The following is a 24,886-nucleotide window of genomic DNA, read 5'->3' as shown; positions in this document are numbered from 1 at the left end:
CGAGAACAGAGGCGGACGGAGGATATCTTTTCGCAGCTCCCAGGACTTCGCCATAGGGCGAAGTCCGGTGGGGTTTTTTCGCGTCAACGATGGCGGATCAAATCTTGGCGCGAAGCCTTTCGGTGTTTGTTGTCGACCGCTGATCCGCGTGCCACCACGGTCTGCGCCGCACAGAATTCGGGTCGGCTGCCTGGGTGACGAAGTGACTTTGGAATTCACGATTCGCAGAGCAGACAAGGACGATGCGGAAGCCGTAAGCCGTGTGATCCTGGCAGCTCTGCGACAGACCAATGCGAAAGACTATTCGCAAGACATCATCGCTCGTGTGGAGCAGAGCTTCAGCCCATCCGCTGTCTCTGTGCTTCTGAGGAAGCGAAGGGTTTCCGTCGCGCTTGTGCGCGGCAGGATCGTTGGAACAGCCAGCCTCGATGGAAGTGTTGTTCGATCCGTCTTTGTGGATCCTGAACTGCAAGGCCGTGGTATCGGCAAACGACTTATGGCGGAGGTCGAGGAAGCGGCGCACGAAAGCGGTGTCGCCGTGCTGACTGTGCCGTCCTCGGTGACGGCAGAGCCATTTTACGCCCGGCTTGGATACAGGGCAGTTCGCGACAGCTATTATGGCGATGAACGCACCATCATCATGGAGCGCTCGCTAACCGGCCCGGGTCAATGACACTGATGCAGGCGCCGACTTGCCAAACCCGTCGCTCGCTGGCGGCCGGGTTTTCCGCTTGTGGCCATTGCTCGAGCGCGCCTGATCGGTCAACACTGCCCACGCTTGCAAACAGGAAACCGATCCATGCCCAGACTGCTCTATGCGTCGTCTTCTCCCTACAGTTCCAAGGTGCGAATGGCAGCAGCCTATGCCGGCATCGCCGTCGATCTGGTGCCGGTCAAGACCGAGGAGAAGCCGGCCGATTTGATGATCGCCAACCCGCTCGGCAAGATCCCGGTTCTGGTGCTCGACGACGGCCGCTCGATCCATGACAGCCGCGCCATCACCCAGCATCTCAACCGGGTTTCGAAGAGCGCGCTTTTTCCGCGCAATCCCGACAAGCGGCTCGAGGCGGAAGTGCTGGAGGCGTTGGCGGACGGCATTTGCGACTGTGCGCTGTCGATGGTCTACGAGCGGCGTACGCGGCCTGAGGAGATGGTCTACCAGCCCTGGCTCGATCGCCAATGGGCAAAGATCACGGCAGCACTCGATCTGCTCAACGCCAACCCGCCGAAGCTGCCGAAGAAGATCACGGCCGGCCAGATGGCGCTGCGCGCCTGCCTTGGTTATCTCTCGCTGCGCTTTGCCGGAAAATGGGAGAAGGGTCGCGCCCGACTGACGCGGTGGGCAGCGCGCTTCGACGAGAAGTTTCCAGAGCTGAGGCCATGCATCCCTGGGTGATCGCTTCGATCTCCGGCGCGATCACTCAGACACAAAAAAAGCCGGGCGCGAGGCCCGGCTTTTTCGTGTCGTGGCTTGAACGACTTAGAACTTCATACCGACGCCGAAGGTGACGCGGTTGTCGGTGGCCTTGACCTTGCCGATGCCATCGAAGCTCTTGCTGCCGAAGTCGGTGTAGCGATACTCGACACGGCCGAAGACGTTGTCGGTCAGCTTGATGTCGGTGCCGAGGCCGGCCGTCCAGCCGATCATCGTAGCGCGGTCTGTGCCGAAGATGGGATCTTCCACCTTCAGGCTCCTGCCGGCGAGGCCGCCAGTACCATAGAGCAGGATTTCCGGGGTCACAGCGTAGCCGAGACGAGCCCGCAGCGAGCCTTCGAAGCCGGCCTTGGAATTGACGCCGGAATCGTCGCCCTTGACGCCGTTGTAGCCGAGTTCGGCTTCAGCACCGTAAACGAAGTTCTCCTGCTGCCACTGATAGCCGCCGAAGACGCTGCCAACGAAGCCCTTGGTGCCGACGTCAACGTTGTCGACACCCAGGTCCTTTTCTTTGGTATGGCCGCTGAAGCCATAGCCGACGTTGAGACCGGCGTAAGGGCCGGCCCACGACGCGACCGGAAGTTCAGCAATCGGCGCGGGTGCCGGCGGCTCTTCCGAAACGACGTCCGCAGCATAGGCGGTTCCGCTGAGGGCGAAGAGCCCGAGCGCGACGGCCAACGGCCGTGCGAATTTGAAATTGGCTTGCATTGTTCTTTACTCCTTAAGCCACAGGACACAGGCTTGTTTCTCACGATCGCCATCTACCCGTCCGGGGGGTGAAACGGATCTGGCGTTCGTCGGTTCCAAATGTCGTGTCAAAATGCGGCTGAAGCGAACCTGAACTTGGGTCATTACCCGGCGCGAATGAGGCGGAACCTTGACGTTGCATCTTCGCAACAGCGAAATGGCAGGAGCCGTCTCATGCTGCGCTGCACACCGCTTGGTGCAAGGACTCCAGCGTCCTATATTCCGCTCGGGCGGCTTCGAGTCAAAGACGGGTCGGGACGCCCAACCGGCCGTTTCGCCACAATGCTGCCCAAGGTGCGAACGCCATTTAACGCATGCCGGGCCATATTTCGCCGGCACCGTGTTTTCGGGCCGAAATTGAGGATTGACACCATATGAGCAGAGCCACGGCGCTGGTGACGGGCGGGGCGAAACGGATCGGTCGGGCGATCGTCGAGGATCTCGCCGCCCATGGTTTTGCTGTCGCCATCCATTGCAACCGCTCGCGTGTCGAGGCCGATGTGTCGGCTGCCGTAATCAACGCCAGCGGCGGCCGCGCCGCCGTGATCGCCGCCGACCTGACCGATATGGACGCCGTCAGCGACCTCGTTGGCCAGGCGCAAGCAGCGCTCGGACCGCTCTCGCTGCTGGTCAACAATGCGTCGCTGTTCGAGGACGATTCGGTTCTGGACTTCGACTGGCGGGCCTGGGATCGGCACTTTGCCGTGCATGTGAAGGCGCCGGCGCTGCTGGCGCAGAACTTTGCCCGAGCGTTGCCGGAAGGGCAGGAGGGCCTGATCGTCAATATGATCGATCAGCGTGTCTGGCGACCGACACCGCGCTATTTCTCCTATGCGCTGTCCAAGTCGACACTGTGGACGGCCACCCAGATGATGGCGCAATCGCTCGGCCCTCGCATCCGCGTCAATGCCATCGGTCCGGGACCTACCCTGAAGAACGCGCGCCAGGACGACAGCGATTTCGCCGCGCAGGTTGATGGCTTGATCCTCAAGCGCGGCCCGGAATTGCCGGAATTCGGCGCCACAATCCGCTATCTCTGGGAAGCGCGCTCGGTCACCGGCCAGATGATTGCGCTTGATGGTGGTCAGCATCTTGCGTGGCAGACGCCCGATGTGACAGGCATGGCGGAATGAGTCCTGTAGACCAAAAAAACAAGCCGCGCGGCGGCACCGACGATCTGCCCCCCGATATCGACCTCGAGGACGAGGCGGTCGAGGAGATCGTCGAACCAGCCGGTCCTGATGTCGCCTTCACCGCTATTGACTGGACGCCGCATGCCGGCGACGCCGAAGGCATGGTCGGCGCCGAGGTGATCCAGACGCTGGTCAAGCGGCTGCCCAACGCGCCGGGCGTCTACCGCATGATGAACGCCGCCGGCGATGTGCTCTATGTCGGCAAGGCGCGCAGCCTGAAGAAGCGCGTCACCAACTACGCGCAAGGCCGCTTCCACACCACCCGCATCGGCCGCATGGTCCGCGAGACGTCGACGATGGAGTTCGTCGTTACCCGCACCGAGATCGAAGCGCTGCTGCTCGAAGCCAATCTTATCAAGCGCTTGCGGCCGCGATTCAATGTGCTGATGCGCGACGACAAGTCGTTTCCCTATATTCTTTTGACCGGCGACCATGTCTCGCCCGGCATCTACAAGCATCGCGGCGCGCGCTCGCGCAAAGGCGACTATTTCGGCCCCTTCGCTTCGGCTGGCGCCGTCGGTCGCACAATCAATTCACTGCAGCGCGCCTTCCTGCTGCGCAGCTGCACCAATTCTTTCTACGAGAACCGCACGCGGCCGTGCCTGCTGTACCAGATCAAGCGCTGCGCCGGCCCCTGTACTGGCGAGGTCTCGCACCAGGACTATGCCGAGCTGGTCGGCGAGGCGAAGGACTTTTTGTCCGGCCGCAGCCAGAAGGTGAAGACGGAAATCTCGGCCGCCATGCAGCAAGCATCGGAAGCTCTCGACTTCGAGCGCGCCGCGATCTATCGCGATCGACTTGCGGCCCTGTCGCATGTGCAGAGCCACCAGGGCATCAATCCGGCGACTGTCGACGAGGCCGATGTTTTTGCCATCCACCAGGAAGGCGGCCAGGTCTGTATCCAGGTGTTCTTCTTTCGCACCGGCCAGAACTGGGGCAACCGTGCCTATTTCCCCAAGGCCGATCCGGCGTTGGAAGCAGCCGAGGTGCTGGGTTCGTTCCTAGCGCAGTTCTACGACGACAAGCCGACGCCGCGGACCATTCTTCTGTCGCATGGCGTCGAGGATCAGGAGTTGCTGGCCGAAGCGCTCTCCACCCGCGCCGGCCGCAAGGTCGCGATCTCTGTGCCGCAGCGTGGCGAGAAGAAGGATCTGACCGACAACGCCCTGCAGAATGCCCGCGAGGCGCTCGGACGCCGCCTGGCCGAAACCTCGACCCAGGGACGCCTGCTGGCCGGTTTCGCCGAAACCTTCGGCCTGGCGAAGCCGCCGGTGCGCATAGAGGTCTATGACAATTCGCACATCATGGGCACCAATGCCGTCGGCGCCATGGTGGTCGCCGGACCGGAAGGTTTTGTGAAGAACCAGTACAGAAAATTCAACATCCGCTCGACCGAGATCACGCCTGGCGACGATTTCGGCATGATGCGCGAGGTGATGGAGCGGCGGTTTTCGCGGCTGCTCAAGGAACATGGCGATGTTGCCGTGGCCGACGATGCCGTGGCAGGCGAGGCGGGCGATGATATCGAAGACGATATCTCCGGCAGCTTCCCGGCCTGGCCCGACGTCATCCTGATCGACGGTGGCCAGGGCCAGATGACGGCGGTGCGCAAGATCCTGTCGGATCTCGGCATCGAGGACCGGGTGGTGGCGATCGGCATCGCCAAGGGCCAGGACCGCGATGCCGGCCGCGAGCGCTTCTTCGTCAGGGGCAGGGATTCGTTTTCGCTGCCGGTCCGCGATCCCGTGCTCTATTTCGTCCAGCGTCTGCGCGACGAGGTCCACCGTTTCGCCATTGGCTCGCACCGTGCGCGGCGCAAGAAGGAGATGGTCAAGAGCCCGCTCGACGAGATCAGCGGCATCGGTCCCGGCCGCAAGCGCGCGCTGCTGCTTGCATTCGGAACCGCCAAGGCGGTCAGCCGCGCGGCCATCGAGGATCTGAGGAAAGTCGACGGCATTTCCGAACAGGTCGCCAAACTGGTCTACAATCATTTTCATGAGAGCTGACGGATTCGGGTATTTTCGGCTGGCCAATCGATTCTAGCCTGTTGACCCCCCACATTCGCTTCTGATTTGAGTAGGCAGGCAGAAAGAGTTCCCCAGATATGGCCAAGCGCGCGTTCAACCTGCCCAATATGCTCACCTACGCCCGCATCGTCGCGGTGCCGCTGGTGGTGCTGTGCTTTTTTCTCGAAGGGCATCTCAAGTCCAGCGACTTCGCCCGCTGGTCGGCGCTGATCATCTTCCTGCTCGCCTCGATCACCGATTACCTGGACGGCTACCTGGCGCGCGCCTGGCAACAGACCTCCAACATCGGCAAGATGCTCGACCCGATCGCCGACAAATTGCTGGTCGCCACCTGCCTGCTGCTGCTGGCCGCAGACACCGACCGTCATGCCGGCATCGCCGGCTGGTCGCTGTGGGCGGCGATCATCATCCTGTGCCGCGAAATCCTCGTCTCGGGCCTGCGTGAATATCTGGCGGCGCTGAAAGTCTCGGTGCCGGTGACGCAGCTGGCAAAATGGAAAACCGCGATCCAGATGGTCGCCATCGCCTTCCTGCTGGCGGGGCCGGCCGGCGACAAGATCTTCCCGCTGACCACCCAGACCGGGCTGGTGCTGCTGTGGATCGCGGCCCTGGTCACGCTCTACACCGGCTACGATTATTTCCGCGCCGGCCTCAAGCACATCATGGACGAGTGAGATGACGACCCGGCTCATCTATTTTGCCTGGGTGCGCGAACGCATCGGCATGCCTGAGGAAGACGTCGACTTGCCTGCTGGCGTCGAGACGGTCGCCGATCTCTTGCGCTGGCTGAAATCGCGCGGCGAGGAATACGAGCATGCGCTGCAATATCCCGACGTGATCCGCGTCGCCATCGACCAGGAACATGTCGAGCATCGCGAGAAGATCGCGGGCGCGCGCGAGATTGCGCTGTTCCCGCCGATGACCGGGGGCTGACATGACCGGTGCGGTCGTACCTGTCGTGCGCATCCAGCGCCAAGATTTTGATGTCGCCGTCGAGATCGCCAGACTGACGCAAGGTCGCGCCGATATCGGCGCAGTGGTTTCTTTCTCCGGCCTTTGCCGGGACGAGCAGGGCACCTTGTCGGCGCTTGAGCTCGAGCACTATCCCGGTATGGCCGAGGCAGAAATCGCCCGCATCGCTGCCGAGGCGGTCGAGCGCTGGCCGTTGCAGGGCCTCACCGCCATCCACCGCCACGGCAAGATCGCGCCCGGCGAGAACATCGTTCTGGTGGTGACCGCCTCGGCGCATCGCCAGGCGGCGTTCGAGGCGGCGAACTTTCTCATGGACTATTTGAAATCGCGCGCGCCCTTCTGGAAGAAGGAGCATCGCGCGGACGGCTCCGAGGGCGGCTGGGTCGAGGCCAAGGAGGCCGACGACGAGGCCGCCGGCCGCTGGAAATCGTCGGACTAAAATACCGCCGCAGCCATGCATTGACCGCAATCCTTTGGCCAATTGAGCGCGGCTGGTCGGCTTGGGCATTGGCAGCCCGGGCATTGGCAACCGGGACATCGACCAGCCTGGGCACTGGCGGCCCGGGGCAAGGGAGATGGTCATGCTGGACAGGATCGCGGAGTTCTTCGTCTTCGGTTTCGTGCCTCTGGTGGTCGGCATATTGGCCGTGCCGGAACTGTCCGTTGCCGCCGAAAATTCCGTGAGAGGCGAGGTGATCTATCGCGAGCGCATTGCCTTGCCGCCCAGTGCGGTACTCTCCGTCCAGCTTGCCGACGTGTCGCTGGCCGATGCGCCGGCCACCATCATCGGCGAACAGAAAGTGAAGCCAGCCGGCCAGGTGCCGATCAGCTTCGAGATCAAATTCGACCCTTCCGTCATCCGGTCGCAGATGACTTACGCGTTGCAAGCCCGCATTACCGTCGATGACAAGCTGCTGTTCATCTCCGATATGCGCCATCAGGTCGATCCGCTGGCCGACGTGCCGCAGACCATCGTGCTGAAGATGGTGACGCCGGGCGCCGAGCCGACGGTTTCCGTCTTTGACCAGCTCTGGCTGGTCGACTTTGTCGACGGCATCGGCGCCATTACCGCGCCGCAAGCGACATTCAGGGTCAGCGAGGCTGGCAAGGCAGGCGGCAGCGGCCCCTGCAACACCTATTTCGCCACCGCCAAGGTCGATGGCCAGGCAATCGCAATCAGCGACATCGGCTCGACCTACAAGGCCTGCGCGCCCGAGGTGATGGCTGAGGAAAAGGCGGTGTTCGATGCACTGGCCAAGGCCGCGTCATACAGTGTCGATGCCGGCAAGCTCACCATCGCCGACAAGGATGGCCGCGAGATCCTGCGCCTTAGCGCCGCGAGCTGATCGTCAATGAAAAAGGCCGGCGAAACGCCGGCCTTTTTCACGGGATCCAAGATTTGGACTGTCGGCTTAGCCGACGATCTCGGTGTCCGAGAACCAGTACTTGATCTCTTCTGCCGCGGTCTCCGGCGCGTCGGAGCCGTGCACCGAGTTTTCACCGATCGACAGCGCATGCACCTTGCGGATGGTGCCTTCGGCGGCGTTGGCCGGGTTGGTGGCGCCCATCACTTCGCGGTTGCGCGCAATGGCATTCTCGCCTTCCAGCACCTGCACGATTGTCGGTGCCGACGACATGAATTCAACCAGCTCGCCGAAGAACGGGCGGTCCTTGTGGACGGCATAAAAGCCTTCAGCTTCGCGGCGGCTCATCCAGACCCGGCGCGAGGCGATCACGCGCAGGCCGGCCTCTTCCAGCATCCTGGTGATGGCGCCGGTGAGGTTGCGCCGGGTTGCGTCCGGCTTGATCATGGAAAATGTGCGTTCGAGCGCCATGGGTTGTCCTTGTCTCTGAGTGGAATTGAGAGTGGCGGGCTCTATACAAGCCGCCCGGCCCATTGCCAAGGGGTGAGGAACGGTCCGTGAGGCGGAGGCTGCACAGCAACGCGTTGCTTGCTATACTCGCGTGTCGGCGCCGCGCTGAAGTCGGCCCGCATGGAGACAACATGACCATGACAGACGATCGTCAGGAACGCATTCGCAACCGCGCGCATCAGATCTGGCTGCAAGAGGGACAGCCGGCCGGACACCAAGAGCGCCATTGGCATCAGGCGGCGGCCGATATCGACCAGGAGGACGCCGCGGCGAAGTCGGCAGCCAAAAAAGCCAACCAAGAAGGCAGCTGGCGCCGGCAAGGCAAAAGCCGCTCCCAAGGAAGCAAAGGCTGCCACGAAGGCCAGCAAGCCAAAGAAGGCGGCGGCCAAGTAAGACCTGGCTATCGCCTCGCGGCTGACCTTTGCAGGACATTGACTGCCCACTTGGTGCCTTGCGGCAAGGGCAGGCGTTGCGGCGTCACGCTGCCGCGGCCACTTTTCGTCCCAGCCCGCCATGCAGGTCGAGGCAGCGGGCGAACCACCGCGCCACCACGTCGCCGTCGTCGAGCAATTGGTAAGGCGAGGCTATGCGCGCCCATTGCAGCGCGCCGAAAACGATATAGTCGGCAAACAGCGGCGACGCGCCGCCGATGAATGGCTGATAGGCGAGCATTGAACGCAATGGTTCCAGCGAGACCCTGAAGGTGCCGAGCCCGGCGTCTCGGGCTGCCATCACGTCTTCCAACCGCTTGCCGAGACGCTGCTCCCGGTTCTGGCGGAAATAAGCGGCGTTTTCCGCGTCCTGCATGGCATGAAGGTCCATGATCGCCACGGTGGTCACATAGGGATGGATGGTCAGTTGCGACCAGCGTTCGACGAAGCGCGCCATCGCCTTGCCGCCTTCACCGCCAAACAGCGTCGGCCGGTCCGGATAGGCTTCATCGAGATAGAGCGCGATGGCGAAGGAATCCGCTACGACCGTCTCGCCGTCCCGGATCACCGGAACGGTTTTCGAAACGCCGCCCTCGACGGCGGGCACCTCGAGAAAGCGCGTCGGCGCGGTTGATATGTCGAGCCCCTTGTGGGCAAGCGCCATCGCCACCTTCCAGCAATGCGGGCTGAACGGACGTGTGGTGTCGCGTCCGACGAGGTCATAGAGCAGAATGGTCATTGGCGGCGGCGTTCCTGCGGGTTAGGTAGGCCCCGCATCGACGCGAGCCGAGGGGAAGCCATGAGACAGCATTTCATGATGTTTGCGGCCTACAATCAATGGGCCAATGGCCGCATCTATGATGCCGCCGCCGAGCTCGACGACGAGGAATTCAACCGCGATGTCGGGGCCTTCTTCGGCTCGATGATGGGCACGCTCAACCACGTCCTGACGGCCGACCGCATCTGGATGAAGCGCTTCACCGGCGAGGGCGACGCGCCGACGACGCTGGACACTATCCTGCATCGCGGGCTGACCGGTCTGCGGATGGCGCGTGAAGCCGAGGACCGGAGGATCATCGATTGGGTCGGCGGCCTCAGCGACAAGGCGTTGACGGGCCGCTTCACCTACATGACCGTCTCGGACATGCGCACGGTCTCACAGAGGCTGGCGCCGGCGCTGGACCATGTCTTCAACCACCAGACCCACCATCGCGGCCAGGCGCATACGATTCTGACCATCCTGGGACGGCCAAGCCTGGGGTTGGACCTGATGCTCTTCCAGCGCACCGAGGAGGGCAGGGCTTTCGCCTGATCCCTGCGACGTTTGGTTGTGAGTCCGGAGGTTGAGGGCCCTGCGAGGACTTTTGTGCTGCAGCATAGTCCTTACATCAGGCCACTAGTCTCTGACCCTGAACTTGCTCTTGCCGTCTAATCTCGTCGGCAGACAACCAAATGCTTGCCCGAAATCAGGCAGCCGTCGAAGCTTCGCCCCTTATTTCGCTGTCCATCTGGCACTGCGTCAGAGCCGCTTCCGCCATCACCCATTGCTTGAACAGCAGGGCCTTGCGTGCGGCAAGGTTCTTTGGGGGTGAGACAAAATACCAACCAGCCGTGTTCGGATGGTGGACGGCGAATGGAGCCACCAGCCTTTCGGCGCGGATATCGCTCGCCATATAGGCGCGGTTGGCCACAGCAAAACCCATCCCGGAATTGGCTGCCTCGTAGGACATCATGCACGAGTCGAAATAGATGCTTTTGGTCTCGCTGAGCACGAAGCTGGCGCCGGCGAAACCAAGCCAGGATTGCCAATTCTGGGTGCAGGTATCGGAATGCAGCAGCGTGAAGTGCTTGAGGTCGTCCGGTATCACCTTTGACAGCGGCTTGTCGCCGAGAACTTCATGGAACAGCTTGCGGCTGCACACGGGTGTCAGATCTTCACGAAACAGCAGATCGGATTGCAGCCCGTGAAAGTGACCGTCGCCATAGCGGATTTCAAGATCGAATTCGGAAGTCGTGAACTCATGCGTCGCGTAGGAGGTCGAGACCCGCATCTCGATGTCCGGGTATTGCCGCTGGAACAGCGGCAGACGCGGAAACAGCCAGCGTGCGGCAAAAGTCGGCAACACAGAAATCTTCAACACATGCTCCTGCGATTGCCCGGTCGCTTCCATGCTGGCGGCGACGATTCGCTCCAGCGCCTCGCGAACGCGCGAGACATAGGTCTCGCCCTCCGGCGTCAGCGACACCGCATTGCCGCCGCGCTGGAAGATCTTGAAGCGCAGCTGATCCTCCAAGCTTTTCACGCGCTGGCTGACCGCTGAAGCGGTGATAAACTGTTCTTCGCCGGCCCGCGTGAAATTCCCGTGCCTCGCAGCACTTTCCACGATTTTAAGCGAATTGAGGTTGACCTGACTGAGCAGACGCACGGTTTCGACCTTAAGCTTGGCTTACACTAGCACCAGCATTCCTAATTTTACAGGGGTGGGTGAATTAATCGACTGTTCACCAAGTGTTGCCCCCCTCCTGGAGAAGTACAATGAACGCCCATACAATTCCCGAACTGCGCTATGCGATGAGCCGTGAAGCCATCATCGGCCATGAGACCGCCTGGAAAGTGTCGAGTTTCGGCGTCGCGCAATATTTGCACGGCTATGACCCGGCACTTCTTGCCGCGATCGAGGAGGCTGCTCTGAAGCTCAAGGCCAGCCATGCCGTGCATAAGCACCTCGATCTGACCTTCATCACCGGGGCAGACCGCTTCATCCCCGAGATCAAGGAGTTGCTGAATGACAAGCTGCGCCTGGAGCGGCTGTCGGATATGATGGGCACCAAGCTGGAGCCCTATCCGCTGTCGATCGTCGGTTCGACAGTCACCTTCATGAACCCCAAGGACGGCGCCGTGGAATGGCATTGCGATGGCGTTCCGGTCACCGAGCTCATTCCGCTGTCGATCAGCAACCCGCTGGTCGGCGGCCATCTCGAAATCTATTGTGACGACTCCGAAACCGGCCGCGCCATCCTCGAATCCGGCCGCGAGATCCCGCGCAACCGCGTCATGCGCATCGACCACAAGATGAACTATGCGACGCTCGGGCAGTTCCTGGGCGTCCTGCATCGCACCGCCCCGATCCGGTTCGGCGAGCGCGTCACGCTGGTGCTCAACCAGCGCTCGGTGGCCAAGCCCTATGTCGACGATAACAGAATGTTCTATCTCGCCGCCGACAACGACCACGACCGTGAGTGGGTCAACGAGTTGGCCGAAGATGTCTGGACCAACCAGCTGCCGGCCTATCGCCGGTTCGAGGCAGAGCATCCGGTACCCGCCCCCGTCGATCCGTCGGTTCCGGGCGGGGCCAGGGAATCATGGTAATGAACCATGATTCCGAAAAGTGGGAACCGGTTTTCGGACACGGTCATGGTCGAACGGCATAATAGAGTCCCAGGCCCGTTGTTTCGGCATGGATCAGGCTCGATATCCGCGCTGGTCTTCGCGGCCGGCGCGGTGGCTCTGTGGTCGACAAATGCGCTGGTCGGCAAATCCCTGCTGGCCAGCCATCCGGTGTCGCAGGTGCAGTTCCTGCAATTTGCGGGCGCTGCGCTGGTCTTCGCCGTCATCCGGCTGATGAGCCGGGAAGGAGCCTCGCCGGTCACGGCCGGGGCGGCGCTCATCGCTCTCGCGGTCGGCTTCATCGGTCTGGTCGGCACCATGGTGCTGCAATACATAGCCTTCGCTTCGATGCCGGTGATCGAGGCCAATCTGATGGCCTACACCTGGCCGTTGATGGTCGCGGCGGCGGTCATCGCCTTGGAGAATCCGCGGCGCCCGGCACTGCTGGGCCTAGCCGCGGTGGTGGGCTTCATCGGCGTTGCACTGGTGATTTCGGGCGGGCGTAACCAATCCTGGCTCCAGGGCGATCTCGTCGGCTATCTCACCGCATTTGGATCCGCACTGTGCATGGCCTTCTATTCGATCATGGTGGGGCGGGTTGCCACCTCGCCGGATCGTCTGTTGCTGCCATCGGCGCTGATCGGCGTCGCCTTGACGTTTCTGTGGTGCGTTCGCGACGGTTTTACCTGGCCCGTCGGTACGGACCTGGCTCTCGGCCTCTATCTCGGCGCCGGTCCGATGGGGTTGGGCTACTATTTCTGGTCACGCGCCTTGAAGCTCGAAGGCAGCGGCAAGATCGCGGTCGTCGCCTATCTCACGCCGATCGCTTCGACCCTGCTGCTGACCCTGTCCGGTGAGCGGCTGACGATGACGGCCATTGTCGGAGCCGTCCTCGTCATCGGCAGTTGCGTCGCGGTCGGTGTGGAACGTTCGGAGGCCGAAAACCATGTTTGACGAAAATGAACGTCTGGCCATTCAGGAAGCGCATTGGCTGATCAAGGAATTTGGCGCCGAGGCGCCGCTTTACGCCGCGATGAAGGCCGAAAAGGCGATAGAACAAAAGGATTTCGGGCGCTGCGCCCGCTGGAAGCGTATTCTGGAGATATTGGCCGACAGTCCTGCTGCGAAGTCTGCTAGTTCCAAGTATTAGATTTTCTAATTTGCATAGCGCCGATTTCGCATGAAAGCTACTTTTGCCGATTCTTGATTCCTTTTTGAGACTTGGCGGTCCGTTGGGGGACGCGGTTAAAGAGATACATCGACACAAGTCTTCGCTGGGGTGGATGATTTTGTCGCAAACAAGGTGAAAGAATTGTCAAATATCGATGATAAGACCGTTATCGAGCTGACGGCCGATATTGTCTCGGCCTATGTAGGCAACAATCCTCTTCCGGCTTCCGGTCTGCCCGAGTTGATTGCCAGCGTCAGTGCTTCGGTCCGCAAGCTCGCTGGTGCAGTTGTCGCGGAAACCCCAAACCTGGTTCCGGCAGTCAATCCGAAGAAGTCGGTGTTTCCCGACTACATCATCTGCCTTGAGGACGGAAAGAAGTTCAAGTCGCTCAAGCGGCATCTGCGGACCGACTACGGCCTGAGCCCGGACGACTATCGGGCCAAATGGGGCTTGCCGCCGGACTATCCGATGGTTGCGCCAAACTACTCGGCGACACGATCGGCGCTGGCAAAGTCGACGGGACTTGGCCGCAAGCCGGCGGCAGCGCCGGCCACTGTGGCCAAGGCGACGAAGCGCAAGGCGACTGCCTGAGCGCTGCCTCGCCGGGTAGGCGGGCCACTGTTCGACTGCTTTGACGGCGCCCTCGCGGGCGTCGTTTCGAGACCTTGTGCGGCCAACTGGCCCACAAGGTCTTGCGAAGCGTTGATGTCCGGTGCAAAAGCGCGGCCATGCTGATCATCAATGACCTATCGCTCCGCATGGCCGGACGTTTGCTTCTCGACCATGCCTCCCTGACCTTGCCGGCCGGCACCAAGGCCGGCCTTGTCGGCCGCAACGGCACCGGCAAGACGACGCTGTTCAAGGCAATCACCGGCGATTTCCCTTCCGAGACAGGCTCGATCAGCCTGCCGAAGAGCACCCGCATCGGCCAGGTGGCGCAGGAAGCGCCAGGCACCGAGGACCCGCTGATCGAGATCGTGCTCAAGGCCGATCTCGAACGCACGGCGCTGCTCGAAGAAGAAAAGACGGCAACCGATCCGCACCGTATCGCCGACATCCATATGCGGCTGGCCGACATCGACGCGCACTCAGCCGAATCCCGCGCCGCCACCATTCTCGCTGGCCTCGGCTTCGATGACGCCGCGCAGAGGCGTCCGGCATCGTCCTTCTCCGGCGGCTGGCGCATGCGCGTGGCGCTCGCCGCGGTGCTGTTTGCCGAGCCCGACCTTCTGCTGCTCGACGAGCCGACCAACTATCTCGATCTCGAAGGCACGCTGTGGCTGGAAAACTACGTGTCGAAATACCCGCACACAGTGCTTTTGATCTCGCACGATCGCGACCTGCTCAACCGCGCCGTCAACTCGATCGTTCATCTCGACCAGAAGAAGCTGACCTTCTGGCGCGGCGGCTACGACCAGTTCGAGCGTCAATACACCGAGCAGAAGGAATTGCAGGAGAAGGGCCGGGTCAAGCAGGAAGCCGCCCGCAAGCACATGGAATCCTTCGTCGAACGCTTCCGCGCCAAGGCCTCCAAGGCGAGACAGGCACAGTCGCGCATCAAGGCCCTGGAAAAGATGAAGCCGATCGCGGCCATCGTGAACGATTCGGTGCGGCCGTTCTCCTTCCCCGAGCCGGTGAAGACAGTGGCCTCGCCGATCGTGGCGCTGAACAACGTCAATGTCGGCTACACGGACGGGCAGCCGATCCTCAAGAAGATGACGCTACGCATCGACGCCGACGACCGCATCGCGTTGCTCGGCGCCAACGGCAACGGCAAGTCGACCTTCGCCAAATTGCTGTCCGGCCGGCTCAAGCAGGAGAGCGGCACCATGACGGTGGCGCCCGGGCTGAAGGTGGCGATCTTTGCCCAGCATCAGCTCGATGATCTTCGGCCGGACGAAAACGCCTACGAGCATGTCCGCCGGTTGATGCCGGAGGCCCCGGAATCGAAGGTGCGCGGCCGCGTCGCCCAGTTCGGCCTCACCACCGAGAAGATGAACACCGCCGCCAAGGACCTGTCGGGTGGTGAGAAGGCGCGGCTGTTGATGGGCCTGTCGGCCTTCGAGGGTCCCAACCTGTTCATCCTCGACGAACCGACCAACCATCTCGACATCGACAGCCGCGAATCGCTGATCCATGCGCTGAACGAATTTCCCGGCGCCGTGATCCTGATCTCGCACGACCGCCATTTGCTCGAGGCGACCGCCGACCGGCTATGGCTGGTGAAGGACGGCGCGGTCAACCCGTATGATGGCGACTTGGAAGACTACAAGACGCTGGTCACCGGCGTGTCCGGCGACCGCCGCGGCAAGCGCGAGGCCGACAAGGCGTCAAAGGCCGATCGCCGCCGCGATGCAGCCGCACGCCGCGCCGCCTTCGAGCCGTTGGCCAAGGAGATCCGCGCCACCGAAGCGCTGATGGACCGCATCCGCAAGCGCATCGACGGCATCGAGGACGAGCTGTCCAATCCGGCTGTCTATGAAAAGGATCCCTCGACCGCGACGCGGCTCGCCAAGGAGCGCTCGCAGCTTGCCCAGACGCTGGCCGGCCATGAGGAAAAGTGGCTGACCATGTCGGCCGAATATGAGGAAGGCACGGCGGAGTGATCGACCCTCCCCCTTGTGGGGAGGGTCGATCCGCGAAGCGGAGCGGGGTGGGGGGCAACGCGGCAGTTCACCCCACCCCGGCGCTGCGCGCCGACCCTCCCCATCAAGGGGAGGGTGAACCACCGCCGCGCCACATCAGGTGGAAAAGACATCTCCCAAAGGCAGCTTGTGGGCAAATCTGGCCCTACACGCCGCCATCACTAACGACTAGTTTGACCCGATGAACCAGCACGCCAAGCTCAGAATCGGCCATTCGGCCTGTCCTCATGATTGCCCGTCGACCTGTGCGCTCGAGGTCGAACTGCTCGACGGCAATCGCATCGGCCGCGTCCATGGTGCCAAGTCCAACAGCTATACGGCCGGCGTCGTCTGCGCCAAGGTCGCGCGTTATGCCGACCGCGTCCACCACCCCGACCGTTTGCTGAAGCCGCTGATCCGCGCCGGCGCCAAGGGCGAGGGCGCCTGGAAGGAAGCGAGTTGGGAGGCCGCGCTCGACCTCGTCGCCGAAAAGTTCATCGCGGCTGAAGTGAAATACGGCTCGGAGACGGTCTGGCCCTACTATTACGCCGGCACGATGGGGCTGGTGCAGCGCGACGGCATCGACCGGCTGCGCCACGCGAAAAAGTATTCCGGCTTCTTTGGTTCGATCTGCACCAACCTGGCCTGGACCGGCTGGATGATGGGGGCGGGCCGCCTTGCGCGGGCCGGACCCGCGCGAGATGGCGAAATCCGATTGCGTGGTGATCTGGGGCACCAATGCCGTCGTCACCCAAGTCAACGTCATGACCCACGCCATCAAGGCCCGCAAGGAGCGCGGCGCCAAGATCGTCGTCATCGACGTCTACGAAAACGCGACGATGAAGCAGGCCGATCTCGGCCTGGTGTTGAAGCCCGGCACCGACGGCGCGCTGGCCTGCGCGGTCATGCATGTGCTGTTCCGGGAAGGCATGGCCGATCGCGCCTATCTCGAAAAATACACCGACGATCCGAAGGGACTGGAAGCACATCTCAAGACGCGCACGCCGGAGTGGGCGGCTGAGATCACCGGCTTGACGGTCGCCGAAATCGAGGCCTTCGCCAGGCTCGTCGGCACCACCAAAAAGACCTATTTCCGGCTCGGCTATGGTTTCGCGCGCCAGCGCAATGGCGCCGTCAACATGCATGCCGCATCTTGCATCGCTGCGGTTACCGGCAGTTGGCAATATGAGGGCGGCGGCGCCTTTCATTCCAATTCCGGCATCTTCAAGCTCAACCAGGATGTGCTCGAAGGCACCAAGATGCGCGATCCCTCGATCCGCTATCTCGACCATTCGCGCATCGGTCCGGTGCTGACCGGAGCCAGCGACGCGCTTTATGGCGGCCCGCCGGTGACGGCGATGCTGATCCAGAACACCAACCCGGTGAATGTGGCACCCGAACAGCGGCTGGTGACGCAGGGGTTCCTGCGCGACGACCTGTTCACCTGCGTGCATGAGCAGTTCATGACCGACACGGCCAAGCTCGCCGATGTCGTGCTGCCGGCGACGATGTTCCTGGAACATGACGACGTCTACAAGGGCGGCGGCAACCAGCACATCACGCTTGGCCCTAAGCTGATCGAGCCGCCGGAAGGGCCGCGCACCAATCATTTCGTCATCGAGGAATTGGCCGGGCGCCTCGGCGTCGCCGATCGACCGGGCTTTGGCCTGACCGAGCAGCAGCATATCGACATCATTCTTGGCAAGCGCGGGCTGGGCAGTTTCGACAGCTTGAAGGAAGACAAATGGGTCGACCTGCAGCCGGATTTCGATACCGCGCATTTCATCAGGGGATTTGGCCATGCGGATGGAAAATTCCGCTTTCGGGCCGACTGGACCGGGCAGGCGGCGCCCAACCGCCCGCCGAAAAGCATGGGTCTGTTCGGCCCGGTGGCGCGGCTGCCGGAATTCCCCGACCATGTCGACCTGATCGAGGTCGCCGACGAGGCGCATCCGTTCCGGCTGACAACCTCGCCGGCGCGCAATTTTCTCAACTCGACATTCTCGGAAACGCCGGTGTCGAAGGCCAGGGAAGGCCGTCCGGAACTCTTGCTGCATCCCGACGATGCCGCAGCACACGGGCTGGCCGACGGCGACCGTGTCGAGGTCGGCAACCAGCGCGGCGAAGTCGTGCTGCATGCAAAGCTGTTTGACGGCCTCAAGCGCGGCGTCGTCATCGCCGAAGGCATCTGGCCAAACAGCGCCCACGAGCGCGGCGAAGGTATCAACGTGCTGACCGGCGCCGACGCGCCGGCGCCATATGGCGGTGCTGCCTTCCACGACAACAAGGTCTGGCTGCGCGCGGCAGGGTGAGGTCGGCGAGAACTCAGATCATACCGGCAGGGTTTCGGCCACCTTCTTTCGGTTTCGCCGGAGGCGGATGTCGTCAGCGATCTGCTCTGCCTCGATCGAAATTTCGCGCAGCAATCCGGTGACCGGATTGTGGAAGCCGATGAGATAGAGGCCGAGATCCGAAGCCCTTAGGTTGACGCCGCTGCCGCCTGGCTGGACGCCGGGCTCCAGCAATCTGGCATAGCCCGGCCGGAAGCCGGTGGCGAAGATGATCGCATCGAACGCGCCGTGCTTGCCATCGGCAAAACGGGCGCCCTGTTCAGTGATCTCGGCAATGTCGGGTGCGACCTTGATCGCGCCTTCGCGGATCTTGCCGACCGTGCCGATATCGATCGTCGGAATGCGCGATGCCAGGGCGATCTGCTGCAGCATTCCTTGCTGCGGCCGCCTGAGCCCATATTTCCCCAGCCTGCCCAACGCCAGATCGAGAATGACCGGGAACAAGGCATCGTTGATGCGTTGCGGCATCAGACGCGCCGCCATTCCGATCATCTGGATGGGCACGCCAAGCAGCTCGCGTGGCACGATGTGAACGCCGCCGCGCACCGAAATCGTCGGCCGCGCACCGCCTTCCACCAGATCGAGCGCAATCTCGGCACCGGTATTGCCCATGCCGACGATCAGCACCGACTGACCGGCAAAAGGCATGGCGTTGCGATAGTCGGCACTATGCAGTCTCTTGCCCTTGAAGGCATCGGCGCCGGAAAATCCGGGCATCAGCGGTTCGGCGTTGTTGCCCGACGCGATCACCACCTGTGAAGCATGCAGGGGACCTGTTGTCGTGTCTACGAGCCAGCTTCTGCCTCGCCGGGTGATCGCCCGTACCGTTTCCCCAAATCGGGGCCGCAGATCGAAACGTTGCGCATAGGCATCGAGATAGTCGACGAACAGGTCGCGCGGCACATAGCGCGGATAATCCTTGGGAAAAGGCACGAAGGGCAACGAGGAATAGCGTTTGGTCGTGTGCAGGTGGACGCGCTCATAGTGGCGTCGCCAGGCAGGGGCGGATTGCTGTTCTTTTTCGAGGAGGACGAAATCCTGCCCGGCCTGCCGCAGGCACGCTGCAATGGCCAGGCCCGCCGGCCCGGCACCGATGATCGCAACTGGGGTGGTGTCGTCCAAGCGCGCCTCCACCGACAAATTCGCTTCCGGAGAATGGCAAAAGCATGGCAGCCGGAGCCTGCCATGCCAGCAACGCTCAGCCGGGCAAGGGCACCGTCAGCCCGACCTTGACCCGGTCCATGGCAACAAACGTGCGGAACTTCCGGACATTGTTGCTGTCGAAGAACAGTTTTCGCGTCAGCGCCTCATAGGCACCCATGTCGGCTACGGTAATGACCAGGATGAAGTCGGCCTCGCCGGTGACATAGTAGCATTGCTGGACTTCAGGGGTTGTCGAGAATTGCCGCTTGGCCGCATCGATCAGTTCGGCGCGTTCGCTCTCGAGTTCCACCTCGACGAAGATGGTGATGGGCTGGCCGACAGCGGCGGGCTCGATGACCGCGACATTGCCGGCGATGACGCCGGTCTGCTCCATGCGCTTGATGCGGCGTTGCACCGCCGGCGCCGAGAGGTTCACGGCCTCGCCGATCAGCCGCTGCGGCGTGGTGTTGTCCCGCTGCAGGATGGCAAGGATGGCGAGATCGAAACTGTCGAGCGAGGGTGGCGATACAGGCAATGGAGAGATCCCCAGCGAAACAAACTTGCATTTGGGAGGCCATATTACAGCGCTCCTTGCGCCGATCCTGCAATATATTCTCGCTGAATGCCGGAGCATGATGCCGAAAAGTGTCAAGCGGTTTTCGGAGGACATCATGCTCTATCTCTTTGATTTAGAGACGGATTCAGATTTCAGGTCGATTCGACCTGAAATCATCCGGCTCTAGGGAGGCCGCCAGTGTTCCTGCTCAACCGCAATACCCTGCATCGCCTGCCGCTCGATCCGGCCGATGCCGAAACCCTTGGCGTGACCGGTGCCGACACGGTCGAGCGTTTTCTTGCCCATCGCGACAATCACCTGATGACGCCGCTGCATGCGCTGCCGGCGCTCGCCGCCGAACTCGGACTTGGCGCCATCCACATCAAGGATGAAGGCTTTCGCCTCGGCCTCGCCAGCTTCAAGGCGCTTGGCGGTGCCTATGCCGTCTTCCGCCTGGTGCTGGAGGAGGCAGGCAGCCGACTTGGCCGGCCCGTCGATGTGGCCGATCTCGATCAGCCTGACGTGCGGGCCGTCGCCGCGGCGATGACGTTTGCTTGTGCGACCGACGGCAATCATGGCCGCTCCGTCGCGCAAGGCGCGCAACTCGTCGGTGCGCGGACGGCGATCTTCGTCCACGCCGGCGTCAGCGAGGAGCGCATAGCGGCGATCGCCCGCTATGGCGCCGAGATGATCCGCGTCGACGGCAATTATGACGATTCGGTCAGGCAAGCCGCTCAAGTCTCGGCCGAGAAGGGCTGGACCGTTGTGTCGGACACCTCGTGGCCGGGCTATGAACGGATTCCTAGCCTCGTCATGCAAGGCTATACGGCGATCGTGCGCGAAGCCTTGCGTCAGCTCCCTCGGACGCCAACCCACGTCTTCGTGCAGGCCGGGGTCGGTGGCATTGCCGCCGCGCTGGCCGGCCATCTGGCCATCGTGCTCGGTGATACCAGGCCGACCTTCATCGTGGTCGAGCCGGCGCGTGCCGCTTGTGTTTTTGCAGCCGCCCAGGTCGGGCGCCCGGTCAAGGTCGCGCACGGCCAGCCGACGGTGATGGCCATGCTTGAATGCTACGAGGCTTCTCCGGTCGCCTGGCGGGTGCTGGCACGCGCCGCCGACGCCTTCATGACGGTGGATGAGGATGACGCCGTCGCGGTGATGCGGCGGCTGGCGTGGCCGGCCGCCGGGGATCCGGTGATCGTCGCCGGCGAAAGCGGCGGCGTCGGCCTTGCCGGGCTGATCCGGGCGGTGGCCGCCAACAAGGCCGATCTTGGATTTGACGGCAAATCCCGGGTGCTGGTGATCAACACTGAAGGCGCCACCGACCCGCATCGTTATGCCGAACTGGTTGGCATGAGCCCGGCCGATGTGCTGGCCGGCAAGATGACGGCCGAGGCAACGGCATGACCGCTATCGATGCAAAGCGCCTGCTCGGCCGTATCTGCGAACTCGGTGCTGTTGGCCGTGATGGCGAGGGCAGACTGACCCGGCTGGCCGCCTCCGACACCGACAGGCAGGGCCGCGACCTCTTCGTCGGCTGGCTGCGGCAGGCCGGGCTCGATATCGCCATCGACCGTGTCGGCAACATCTTCGGCACCTGGCAGAGCCCGGAAAATATGGGGCACGCGCCGCTGCTTATCGGCTCGCATATCGACACCGTCATCGATGCCGGTATCTATGACGGCTGCTACGGCGTGCTTGCCGGGCTGGAGGTGATCGAGACGCTCAAGGCATCGGGCTTTTCGCCGTCGTGCCCGATCGCGGTCGCCGCCTTCACCAATGAGGAGGGCGTGCGCTACACCCCCGACATGATGGGCTCGCTGGTCCATGCCGGCGGGGTCGGTGCCGAAACGGTGCTGGCGGCTGTCGGCACCGACGGCAGTGTGCTCGGGCAGGAACTCGCCCGCATCGGCTACGCCGGCGACCGGGAACCCGGCTTCCTCAAGCCGTATGCCTATCTCGAACTGCATATCGAACAGGGGCCGGTGCTGGAGCGTGAGGGCTTGCCCATCGGTGCGGTGGAGAATCTGCAAGGCATCTCCTGGCAGCGCGTCACCATCGACGGCATCGCCAACCACGCCGGCACCACGCCGATGTCGATGCGCAGCGATGCCGGCCACGCCGCCGCCCGGGTCATCACCTTCCTGCTCGACCGGGCCAAAGCCTCGAACGCACCGACCGTCGCCACCGTCGGCACGATCCGCTTCGAGCCGAATGCCATCAACGTCATTCCCTCGCGCGCCGTCTTCACCATCGATCTGCGCGATCCCGACGAACAGCGCCTGCAGGCGGAGGAGGCGGCACTTGCCGCCTATCTCGAGCAGCTTGCCGCCGCCGAGAGCGTGACGATCTCAGTCGAGCAGCTGGCCCGCTTCGAGCCGGTCATCTTCGACATCCGCATTGTCGAGCGGATCGAGGCCGCCGCGAAAAACCGCGGCCTTGGCGTCAGGCGCATGACATCAGGCGCCGGCCATGACGCGCAGATGCTGGCGCGCATCGCGCCGGCTGCGATGATCTTCGTGCCGAGCGCCGGCGGCATCAGCCACAATCCGCGCGAGCACACCGAAGATGCCGAGCTTGTTGCCGGCGCCAACATCCTGCTTGATGTCGCCGCGCAACTGGCAAAGTAGGTCAGAAGGGGCGGAAAATGTCTGAACTCGATCGCGATGCGCTGAAGCAAGAGATGATTTTCTGGCGGCGCGATCTGCACGCGCACCCCGAATTCGGCTTCGAGGAGAAGCGCACCGCAGCCTTCGTCGCCGCCAAATTGCGTGAGTTCGGCCTCGACGATGTCACCGAAGGTGTCGGCGGAACCGGCGTCGTCGGCACGCTGAAGCGCGGCAGCGGCAACCGGGCGATTGCGCTCAGGGCCGACATGGATGCGTTGCGCATCACCGAGCAGTCGGACGCACCCTACCGTTCCGGCAATCCCGGCATCATGCATGCCTGCGGCCATGATGGCCACACCACCATGCTGCTCGGAGCGGCAAAGCTGCTGGCAGGTGAGGGCGGTTTCGATGGCATTGTGCGCTTCGTCTTCCAGCCGGCCGAGGAATGGGGCAGGGGCGCACTCGCTATGCTCGACGATGGGCTGATGCAGCGCTTTCCCTTCGACGAGATCTTTGGTCTGCACAACATGCCCGGCCTGCCCATCGGGCATTTCGAGACCCGCGCCGGCCCGATCATGTCGGCCGAGGATATCTTCGAGATCGTGCTCAGAGGTCTCGGCGGCCACGCGGCACGGCCGCATTCCGGCAATGAGACGCTGATCGCCGCCTGCGCGTTGGTCACCAATCTGCAGACCATTGTCTCGCGCCGGCTGAGTCCGGCCGACATATCGGTGGTTTCGGTGACCGAGCTGATCACCGACGGCACCCGCAACGCTCTGCCCGGCCTTGCCCGCATCCTCGGCGATGCGCGCAGCTTCCGCCCCGAGGTCAGCGCCGAGATCGAGCGGCAGATGCGCATCATCGCCGAGGGCACCGCCGCCGCCTACAATGTCACCGCCGAGGTCAAGTACAGCAGGGAGTTCGTGCCTCTGCGCAACGATGTCGAACTGGTCGATGCCGCGTTCGCGGCCGCTAGAAGCGTCTTCGAGTCCGGCGACATCGCTGTCTCCCGCGAGCCGATGACCGCCTCCGAGGATTTCGCCCGGTTTCTCGATCATGTGCCGGGCTGCTTCGTCTTCCTCGGCAATGGCGAGGGCTCGGCGCCGCTGCACAATTCCAGCTACGACTTCAACGATGACGGGCTGTTGTTCGGCACGAATTTCCATGTCGCCGTGGTCAGGCAAAGGCTGGGTGGCGAGGCGGGAAGATGATCGCGTTTTGATCGCCGGACCGCGCTCGCCACTGGCCCAAACACCACCGCTATTGCCAGCCAGATCCCGGGTTTACTGAACTCCCCCAGTCTTCGTTGAACTCCCATTGACGGAGCTCGGATGCCGATGACCAGGATTTCGCTGCTGGGAATTCCCCACGACGGGTCTCGCATCGCGAACCCGGCGGCCTGACCACCCGTCAGGTCATCAACCTGATTCAGTCGGTCAACCAGCCGATCGTGGCGGCTGATATCGTTGAGTTAAATCCCGTTCGCGACATCGCCTACCTGACCGCCGGCGTGGCGGCAAAACTCCTCAAGGAGATTGCCGGGATGATGGTCAAGACACGCGGGTGACGGGCGGCGAGGGTACGCTTTTAACGAAGACAATCGCCCGATGACGCCAGGGAAAGACTCAGCTAACCTCTGCTGTGCGGCGGACCTAATTATCCGCTTGGCCGGCGCTTCATTCCTCCTCCCAAGCGGCGCCGGCCTTCTTCTCCAAAAACCTCCCTGTCGTGCTAAATTAGCGAAAGTTAAATTTAGAGCGTTCCGGCTTGCCTGGAATTAGGGTCTTTCCGGCATAGGTCTGGCATGCCTTTCGGGGGTTCTGGCAGGAAGACCGATGCGCGGGCGTGGATGGATCAAGGCGTTACGTCAGGACGAGGCCCGGCAGGTGCGTGCGCACATTGCCGAACTGGAGCGCGACCTGATGGCGACCTCTCCGCAGGGCCGCCATAGGCGGCATGAGGCAGGACACGAACTTCGCAATGCCAAGTTCCGCCTGGAGCGTCTTGAGGAATGCATCGCCGAAATACCGGAACGGGCTGGGCGTTAGCGGAAGATCGCTGCTCTTGATCACCTGGCCTGGATAATCGGCGAGGGAACCAAATGCCGTCTCCTCGGGTTGGTTCTGTTCCAATGGAGTATGAACCATGTTCCGTCTGCTTATCGCCGGCGCTTTGGCCTATGTCACCTACCGCATCACCCGGCAGATGATCGACGACGTGCCTGCCACGGTCGACCCGCTGTTGCTGCCGCCGTCGGAATATGATCGTGAAGCCTTGCGCCGGCAGTCGGCCGCGATGGGTATCGATCCGCAACGCTAGGGGCGATCTGTCAGCCCTCAGTCCGCGCGAGTCATCCTCGCATCGC

Annotated in this window: 25 protein-coding genes and 3 pseudogenes; 21 read left to right on the top strand and 7 right to left on the bottom strand. The window is 62.7% G+C overall.

The genetic code is table 11. The features are described from left to right. Positions 1-208 precede the first annotated feature (208 nt). A complete protein-coding gene (locus ACZ89F_RS18140; RefSeq protein ID WP_476093267.1) occupies positions 209-673 on the top strand; it encodes an N-acetyltransferase family protein in 465 nt (154 codons plus the stop codon). A 126-nt stretch (positions 674-799) separates the two neighbouring features. Further along, positions 800-1,396 (top strand): glutathione S-transferase family protein, encoded by a 597-nt coding sequence (locus tag ACZ89F_RS18135; protein ID WP_476093265.1) that lies wholly within the window; start codon positions 800-802, stop codon positions 1,394-1,396. Between the two features lie 84 nt (positions 1,397-1,480). On the opposite strand, the gene ACZ89F_RS18130 is transcribed toward ACZ89F_RS18135, so the two are convergent. After that, the gene (locus tag ACZ89F_RS18130; RefSeq protein WP_476093263.1) at positions 1,481-2,143 is read right to left on the bottom strand and encodes an outer membrane protein; all 663 of its coding nucleotides are present in this window, start codon (positions 2,141-2,143) and stop codon (positions 1,481-1,483) included. Between the two features lie 413 nt (positions 2,144-2,556). Here ACZ89F_RS18130 and ACZ89F_RS18125 point away from each other — a divergent pair, with 413 nt between their 5' ends. From ACZ89F_RS18125 to ACZ89F_RS18100, 6 genes are all read left to right on the top strand, one after another. Further along, positions 2,557-3,315, top strand: coding sequence for an SDR family oxidoreductase (locus ACZ89F_RS18125; protein WP_476093262.1), 759 nt, complete (start codon positions 2,557-2,559; stop codon positions 3,313-3,315). Further along, entirely contained in the window at positions 3,312-5,381 is a 2,070-nt protein-coding gene (gene uvrC, locus ACZ89F_RS18120; RefSeq protein ID WP_476093261.1) for an excinuclease ABC subunit UvrC, read from the top strand. The genes ACZ89F_RS18125 and uvrC overlap by 4 nt, the downstream gene beginning before the upstream one ends. A gap of 98 nt (positions 5,382-5,479) precedes the next feature. Further along, complete coding sequence (gene pgsA, locus ACZ89F_RS18115) at positions 5,480-6,076, top strand: CDP-diacylglycerol--glycerol-3-phosphate 3-phosphatidyltransferase (protein ID WP_023673449.1); 597 nt, start codon at positions 5,480-5,482, stop codon at positions 6,074-6,076. A gap of 1 nt (position 6,077) precedes the next feature. Further along, positions 6,078-6,335 carry a molybdopterin converting factor subunit 1 gene (moaD, locus tag ACZ89F_RS18110; protein ID WP_476093260.1) on the top strand — a complete coding sequence of 86 codons (258 nt, stop codon included), beginning with the start codon at positions 6,078-6,080 and terminating at the stop codon, positions 6,333-6,335. Between the two features lies 1 nt (position 6,336). Beyond that, the gene (locus tag ACZ89F_RS18105; protein WP_476093259.1) at positions 6,337-6,813 is read left to right on the top strand and encodes a molybdenum cofactor biosynthesis protein MoaE; all 477 of its coding nucleotides are present in this window, start codon (positions 6,337-6,339) and stop codon (positions 6,811-6,813) included. 142 nt (positions 6,814-6,955) lie between these two features. After that, complete coding sequence (locus ACZ89F_RS18100) at positions 6,956-7,720, top strand: YbaY family lipoprotein (RefSeq protein ID WP_476093257.1); 765 nt, start codon at positions 6,956-6,958, stop codon at positions 7,718-7,720. Between the two features lie 66 nt (positions 7,721-7,786). Here ACZ89F_RS18100 and ndk read toward each other — a convergent pair whose 3' ends face one another. Beyond that, entirely contained in the window at positions 7,787-8,209 is a 423-nt protein-coding gene (gene ndk / locus ACZ89F_RS18095; protein ID WP_027048827.1) for a nucleoside-diphosphate kinase, read from the bottom strand. 170 nt (positions 8,210-8,379) lie between these two features. On the opposite strand from ndk, the pseudogene ACZ89F_RS18090 reads away from it, so the two are divergent. Further along, positions 8,380-8,451, top strand: a pseudogene (locus ACZ89F_RS18090) (DUF2934 domain-containing protein); the annotation flags it as partial. A gap of 274 nt (positions 8,452-8,725) precedes the next feature. On the opposite strand, the gene ACZ89F_RS18085 reads toward ACZ89F_RS18090, so the two are convergent. Continuing rightward, the gene (locus ACZ89F_RS18085) at positions 8,726-9,418 is read right to left on the bottom strand and encodes a glutathione S-transferase family protein (RefSeq protein WP_476093255.1); all 693 of its coding nucleotides are present in this window, start codon (positions 9,416-9,418) and stop codon (positions 8,726-8,728) included. Positions 9,419-9,478: 60 nt separating this feature from the next. Between ACZ89F_RS18085 and ACZ89F_RS18080 the strand changes: the two genes are divergently transcribed. Further along, a complete protein-coding gene (locus tag ACZ89F_RS18080; RefSeq protein WP_476093253.1) occupies positions 9,479-9,991 on the top strand; it encodes a DinB family protein in 513 nt (170 codons plus the stop codon). A 154-nt stretch (positions 9,992-10,145) separates the two neighbouring features. On the opposite strand, the gene ACZ89F_RS18075 is transcribed toward ACZ89F_RS18080, so the two are convergent. Continuing rightward, positions 10,146-11,105, bottom strand: coding sequence for a LysR substrate-binding domain-containing protein (locus ACZ89F_RS18075; protein WP_476093252.1), 960 nt, complete (start codon positions 11,103-11,105; stop codon positions 10,146-10,148). 110 nt (positions 11,106-11,215) lie between these two features. Between ACZ89F_RS18075 and ACZ89F_RS18070 the strand changes: the two genes are divergently transcribed. The 6 genes and pseudogenes from ACZ89F_RS18070 (at position 11,216) to ACZ89F_RS18045 (ending at position 18,174) form a co-directional block, all read left to right on the top strand. Beyond that, the gene (locus ACZ89F_RS18070) at positions 11,216-12,049 is read left to right on the top strand and encodes a hypothetical protein (protein WP_476093250.1); all 834 of its coding nucleotides are present in this window, start codon (positions 11,216-11,218) and stop codon (positions 12,047-12,049) included. A gap of 45 nt (positions 12,050-12,094) precedes the next feature. Further along, a complete protein-coding gene (locus tag ACZ89F_RS18065; protein WP_476093248.1) occupies positions 12,095-13,021 on the top strand; it encodes a DMT family transporter in 927 nt (308 codons plus the stop codon). Further along, complete coding sequence (locus ACZ89F_RS18060; protein WP_109662914.1) at positions 13,014-13,217, top strand: hypothetical protein; 204 nt, start codon at positions 13,014-13,016, stop codon at positions 13,215-13,217. The genes ACZ89F_RS18065 and ACZ89F_RS18060 overlap by 8 nt, the downstream gene beginning before the upstream one ends. Positions 13,218-13,379: 162 nt before the next feature. Continuing rightward, a complete protein-coding gene (locus ACZ89F_RS18055; protein WP_109663370.1) occupies positions 13,380-13,829 on the top strand; it encodes a Ros/MucR family transcriptional regulator in 450 nt (149 codons plus the stop codon). Positions 13,830-13,966: 137 nt separating this feature from the next. Then, positions 13,967-15,844, top strand: a complete 1,878-nt coding sequence (locus ACZ89F_RS18050; RefSeq protein ID WP_109662916.1) for an ABC-F family ATP-binding cassette domain-containing protein — start codon at positions 13,967-13,969, stop codon at positions 15,842-15,844. Between the two features lie 220 nt (positions 15,845-16,064). After that, positions 16,065-18,174 (top strand): annotated as a pseudogene (locus ACZ89F_RS18045) (molybdopterin-containing oxidoreductase family protein). An 18-nt stretch (positions 18,175-18,192) separates the two neighbouring features. Here the strand turns inward: ACZ89F_RS18045 and ACZ89F_RS18040 are convergent. Together ACZ89F_RS18040 and ACZ89F_RS18035 are read right to left on the bottom strand one after the other, a co-directional pair. Continuing rightward, a complete protein-coding gene (locus tag ACZ89F_RS18040; RefSeq protein WP_476093247.1) occupies positions 18,193-19,335 on the bottom strand; it encodes a flavin-containing monooxygenase in 1,143 nt (380 codons plus the stop codon). Between the two features lie 76 nt (positions 19,336-19,411). After that, the gene (locus ACZ89F_RS18035) at positions 19,412-19,891 is read right to left on the bottom strand and encodes an Lrp/AsnC family transcriptional regulator (RefSeq protein ID WP_476093246.1); all 480 of its coding nucleotides are present in this window, start codon (positions 19,889-19,891) and stop codon (positions 19,412-19,414) included. 219 nt (positions 19,892-20,110) lie between these two features. Here ACZ89F_RS18035 and ACZ89F_RS18030 point away from each other — a divergent pair, with 219 nt between their 5' ends. The 4 genes and pseudogenes from ACZ89F_RS18030 to ACZ89F_RS18015 form a co-directional block, all read left to right on the top strand. Further along, positions 20,111-21,319, top strand: a complete 1,209-nt coding sequence (locus ACZ89F_RS18030) for a diaminopropionate ammonia-lyase (RefSeq protein WP_476093245.1) — start codon at positions 20,111-20,113, stop codon at positions 21,317-21,319. Beyond that, the gene (locus ACZ89F_RS18025; RefSeq protein ID WP_476093243.1) at positions 21,316-22,542 is read left to right on the top strand and encodes an allantoate amidohydrolase; all 1,227 of its coding nucleotides are present in this window, start codon (positions 21,316-21,318) and stop codon (positions 22,540-22,542) included. The genes ACZ89F_RS18030 and ACZ89F_RS18025 overlap by 4 nt, the downstream gene beginning before the upstream one ends. 17 nt (positions 22,543-22,559) lie before the next feature. Continuing rightward, entirely contained in the window at positions 22,560-23,732 is a 1,173-nt protein-coding gene (locus tag ACZ89F_RS18020; RefSeq protein ID WP_476093241.1) for a M20 aminoacylase family protein, read from the top strand. A 176-nt stretch (positions 23,733-23,908) separates the two neighbouring features. Continuing rightward, a pseudogene (locus ACZ89F_RS18015) lies at positions 23,909-24,088 on the top strand (arginase family protein); the annotation flags it as partial. Positions 24,089-24,383: 295 nt separating this feature from the next. Here ACZ89F_RS18015 and ACZ89F_RS18010 read toward each other — a convergent pair. After that, positions 24,384-24,668, bottom strand: a complete 285-nt coding sequence (locus ACZ89F_RS18010) for a hypothetical protein (protein ID WP_476093239.1) — start codon at positions 24,666-24,668, stop codon at positions 24,384-24,386. Here ACZ89F_RS18010 and ACZ89F_RS18005 point away from each other — a divergent pair. After that, positions 24,667-24,840 (top strand): hypothetical protein, encoded by a 174-nt coding sequence (locus tag ACZ89F_RS18005; RefSeq protein WP_476093238.1) that lies wholly within the window; start codon positions 24,667-24,669, stop codon positions 24,838-24,840. The two genes, ACZ89F_RS18010 and ACZ89F_RS18005, sit on opposite strands and share 2 nt — an antisense overlap. Positions 24,841-24,886 lie beyond the last annotated feature (46 nt).

Source organism: Mesorhizobium sp. USDA 3734 (assembly GCF_056279665.1).
This window is presented reverse-complemented; position numbering and strand designations above follow the sequence as displayed.

Excerpts from the sequence above, each read along its gene's own strand:
- ACZ89F_RS18080 (WP_476093253.1), top strand. The coding sequence starts at position 9,479 with ATGAGACAGCATTTCATGATGTTTGCGGCCTACAATCAATGGGCCAAT.
- ACZ89F_RS18125 (WP_476093262.1), top strand. The coding sequence starts at position 2,557 with ATGAGCAGAGCCACGGCGCTGGTGACGGGCGGGGCGAAACGGATCGGT.
- ACZ89F_RS18065 (WP_476093248.1), top strand. The coding sequence starts at position 12,095 with ATGGTCGAACGGCATAATAGAGTCCCAGGCCCGTTGTTTCGGCATGGA.
- ACZ89F_RS18100 (WP_476093257.1), top strand. The coding sequence starts at position 6,956 with ATGCTGGACAGGATCGCGGAGTTCTTCGTCTTCGGTTTCGTGCCTCTG.
- pgsA (WP_023673449.1), top strand. The coding sequence starts at position 5,480 with ATGGCCAAGCGCGCGTTCAACCTGCCCAATATGCTCACCTACGCCCGC.
- uvrC (WP_476093261.1), top strand. The coding sequence starts at position 3,312 with ATGAGTCCTGTAGACCAAAAAAACAAGCCGCGCGGCGGCACCGACGAT.
- ACZ89F_RS18130 (WP_476093263.1), bottom strand. The coding sequence starts at position 2,143 with ATGCAAGCCAATTTCAAATTCGCACGGCCGTTGGCCGTCGCGCTCGGG.
- ACZ89F_RS18135 (WP_476093265.1), top strand. The coding sequence starts at position 800 with ATGCCCAGACTGCTCTATGCGTCGTCTTCTCCCTACAGTTCCAAGGTG.
- ACZ89F_RS18085 (WP_476093255.1), bottom strand. The coding sequence starts at position 9,418 with ATGACCATTCTGCTCTATGACCTCGTCGGACGCGACACCACACGTCCG.
- ACZ89F_RS18050 (WP_109662916.1), top strand. The coding sequence starts at position 13,967 with ATGCTGATCATCAATGACCTATCGCTCCGCATGGCCGGACGTTTGCTT.
- moaD (WP_476093260.1), top strand. The coding sequence starts at position 6,078 with ATGACGACCCGGCTCATCTATTTTGCCTGGGTGCGCGAACGCATCGGC.
- ACZ89F_RS18005 (WP_476093238.1), top strand. The coding sequence starts at position 24,667 with ATGTTCCGTCTGCTTATCGCCGGCGCTTTGGCCTATGTCACCTACCGC.
- ACZ89F_RS18025 (WP_476093243.1), top strand. The coding sequence starts at position 21,316 with ATGACCGCTATCGATGCAAAGCGCCTGCTCGGCCGTATCTGCGAACTC.
- ACZ89F_RS18105 (WP_476093259.1), top strand. The coding sequence starts at position 6,337 with ATGACCGGTGCGGTCGTACCTGTCGTGCGCATCCAGCGCCAAGATTTT.
- ACZ89F_RS18060 (WP_109662914.1), top strand. The coding sequence starts at position 13,014 with ATGTTTGACGAAAATGAACGTCTGGCCATTCAGGAAGCGCATTGGCTG.
- ndk (WP_027048827.1), bottom strand. The coding sequence starts at position 8,209 with ATGGCGCTCGAACGCACATTTTCCATGATCAAGCCGGACGCAACCCGG.
- ACZ89F_RS18070 (WP_476093250.1), top strand. The coding sequence starts at position 11,216 with ATGAACGCCCATACAATTCCCGAACTGCGCTATGCGATGAGCCGTGAA.
- ACZ89F_RS18020 (WP_476093241.1), top strand. The coding sequence starts at position 22,560 with ATGTCTGAACTCGATCGCGATGCGCTGAAGCAAGAGATGATTTTCTGG.
- ACZ89F_RS18010 (WP_476093239.1), bottom strand. The coding sequence starts at position 24,668 with ATGGTTCATACTCCATTGGAACAGAACCAACCCGAGGAGACGGCATTT.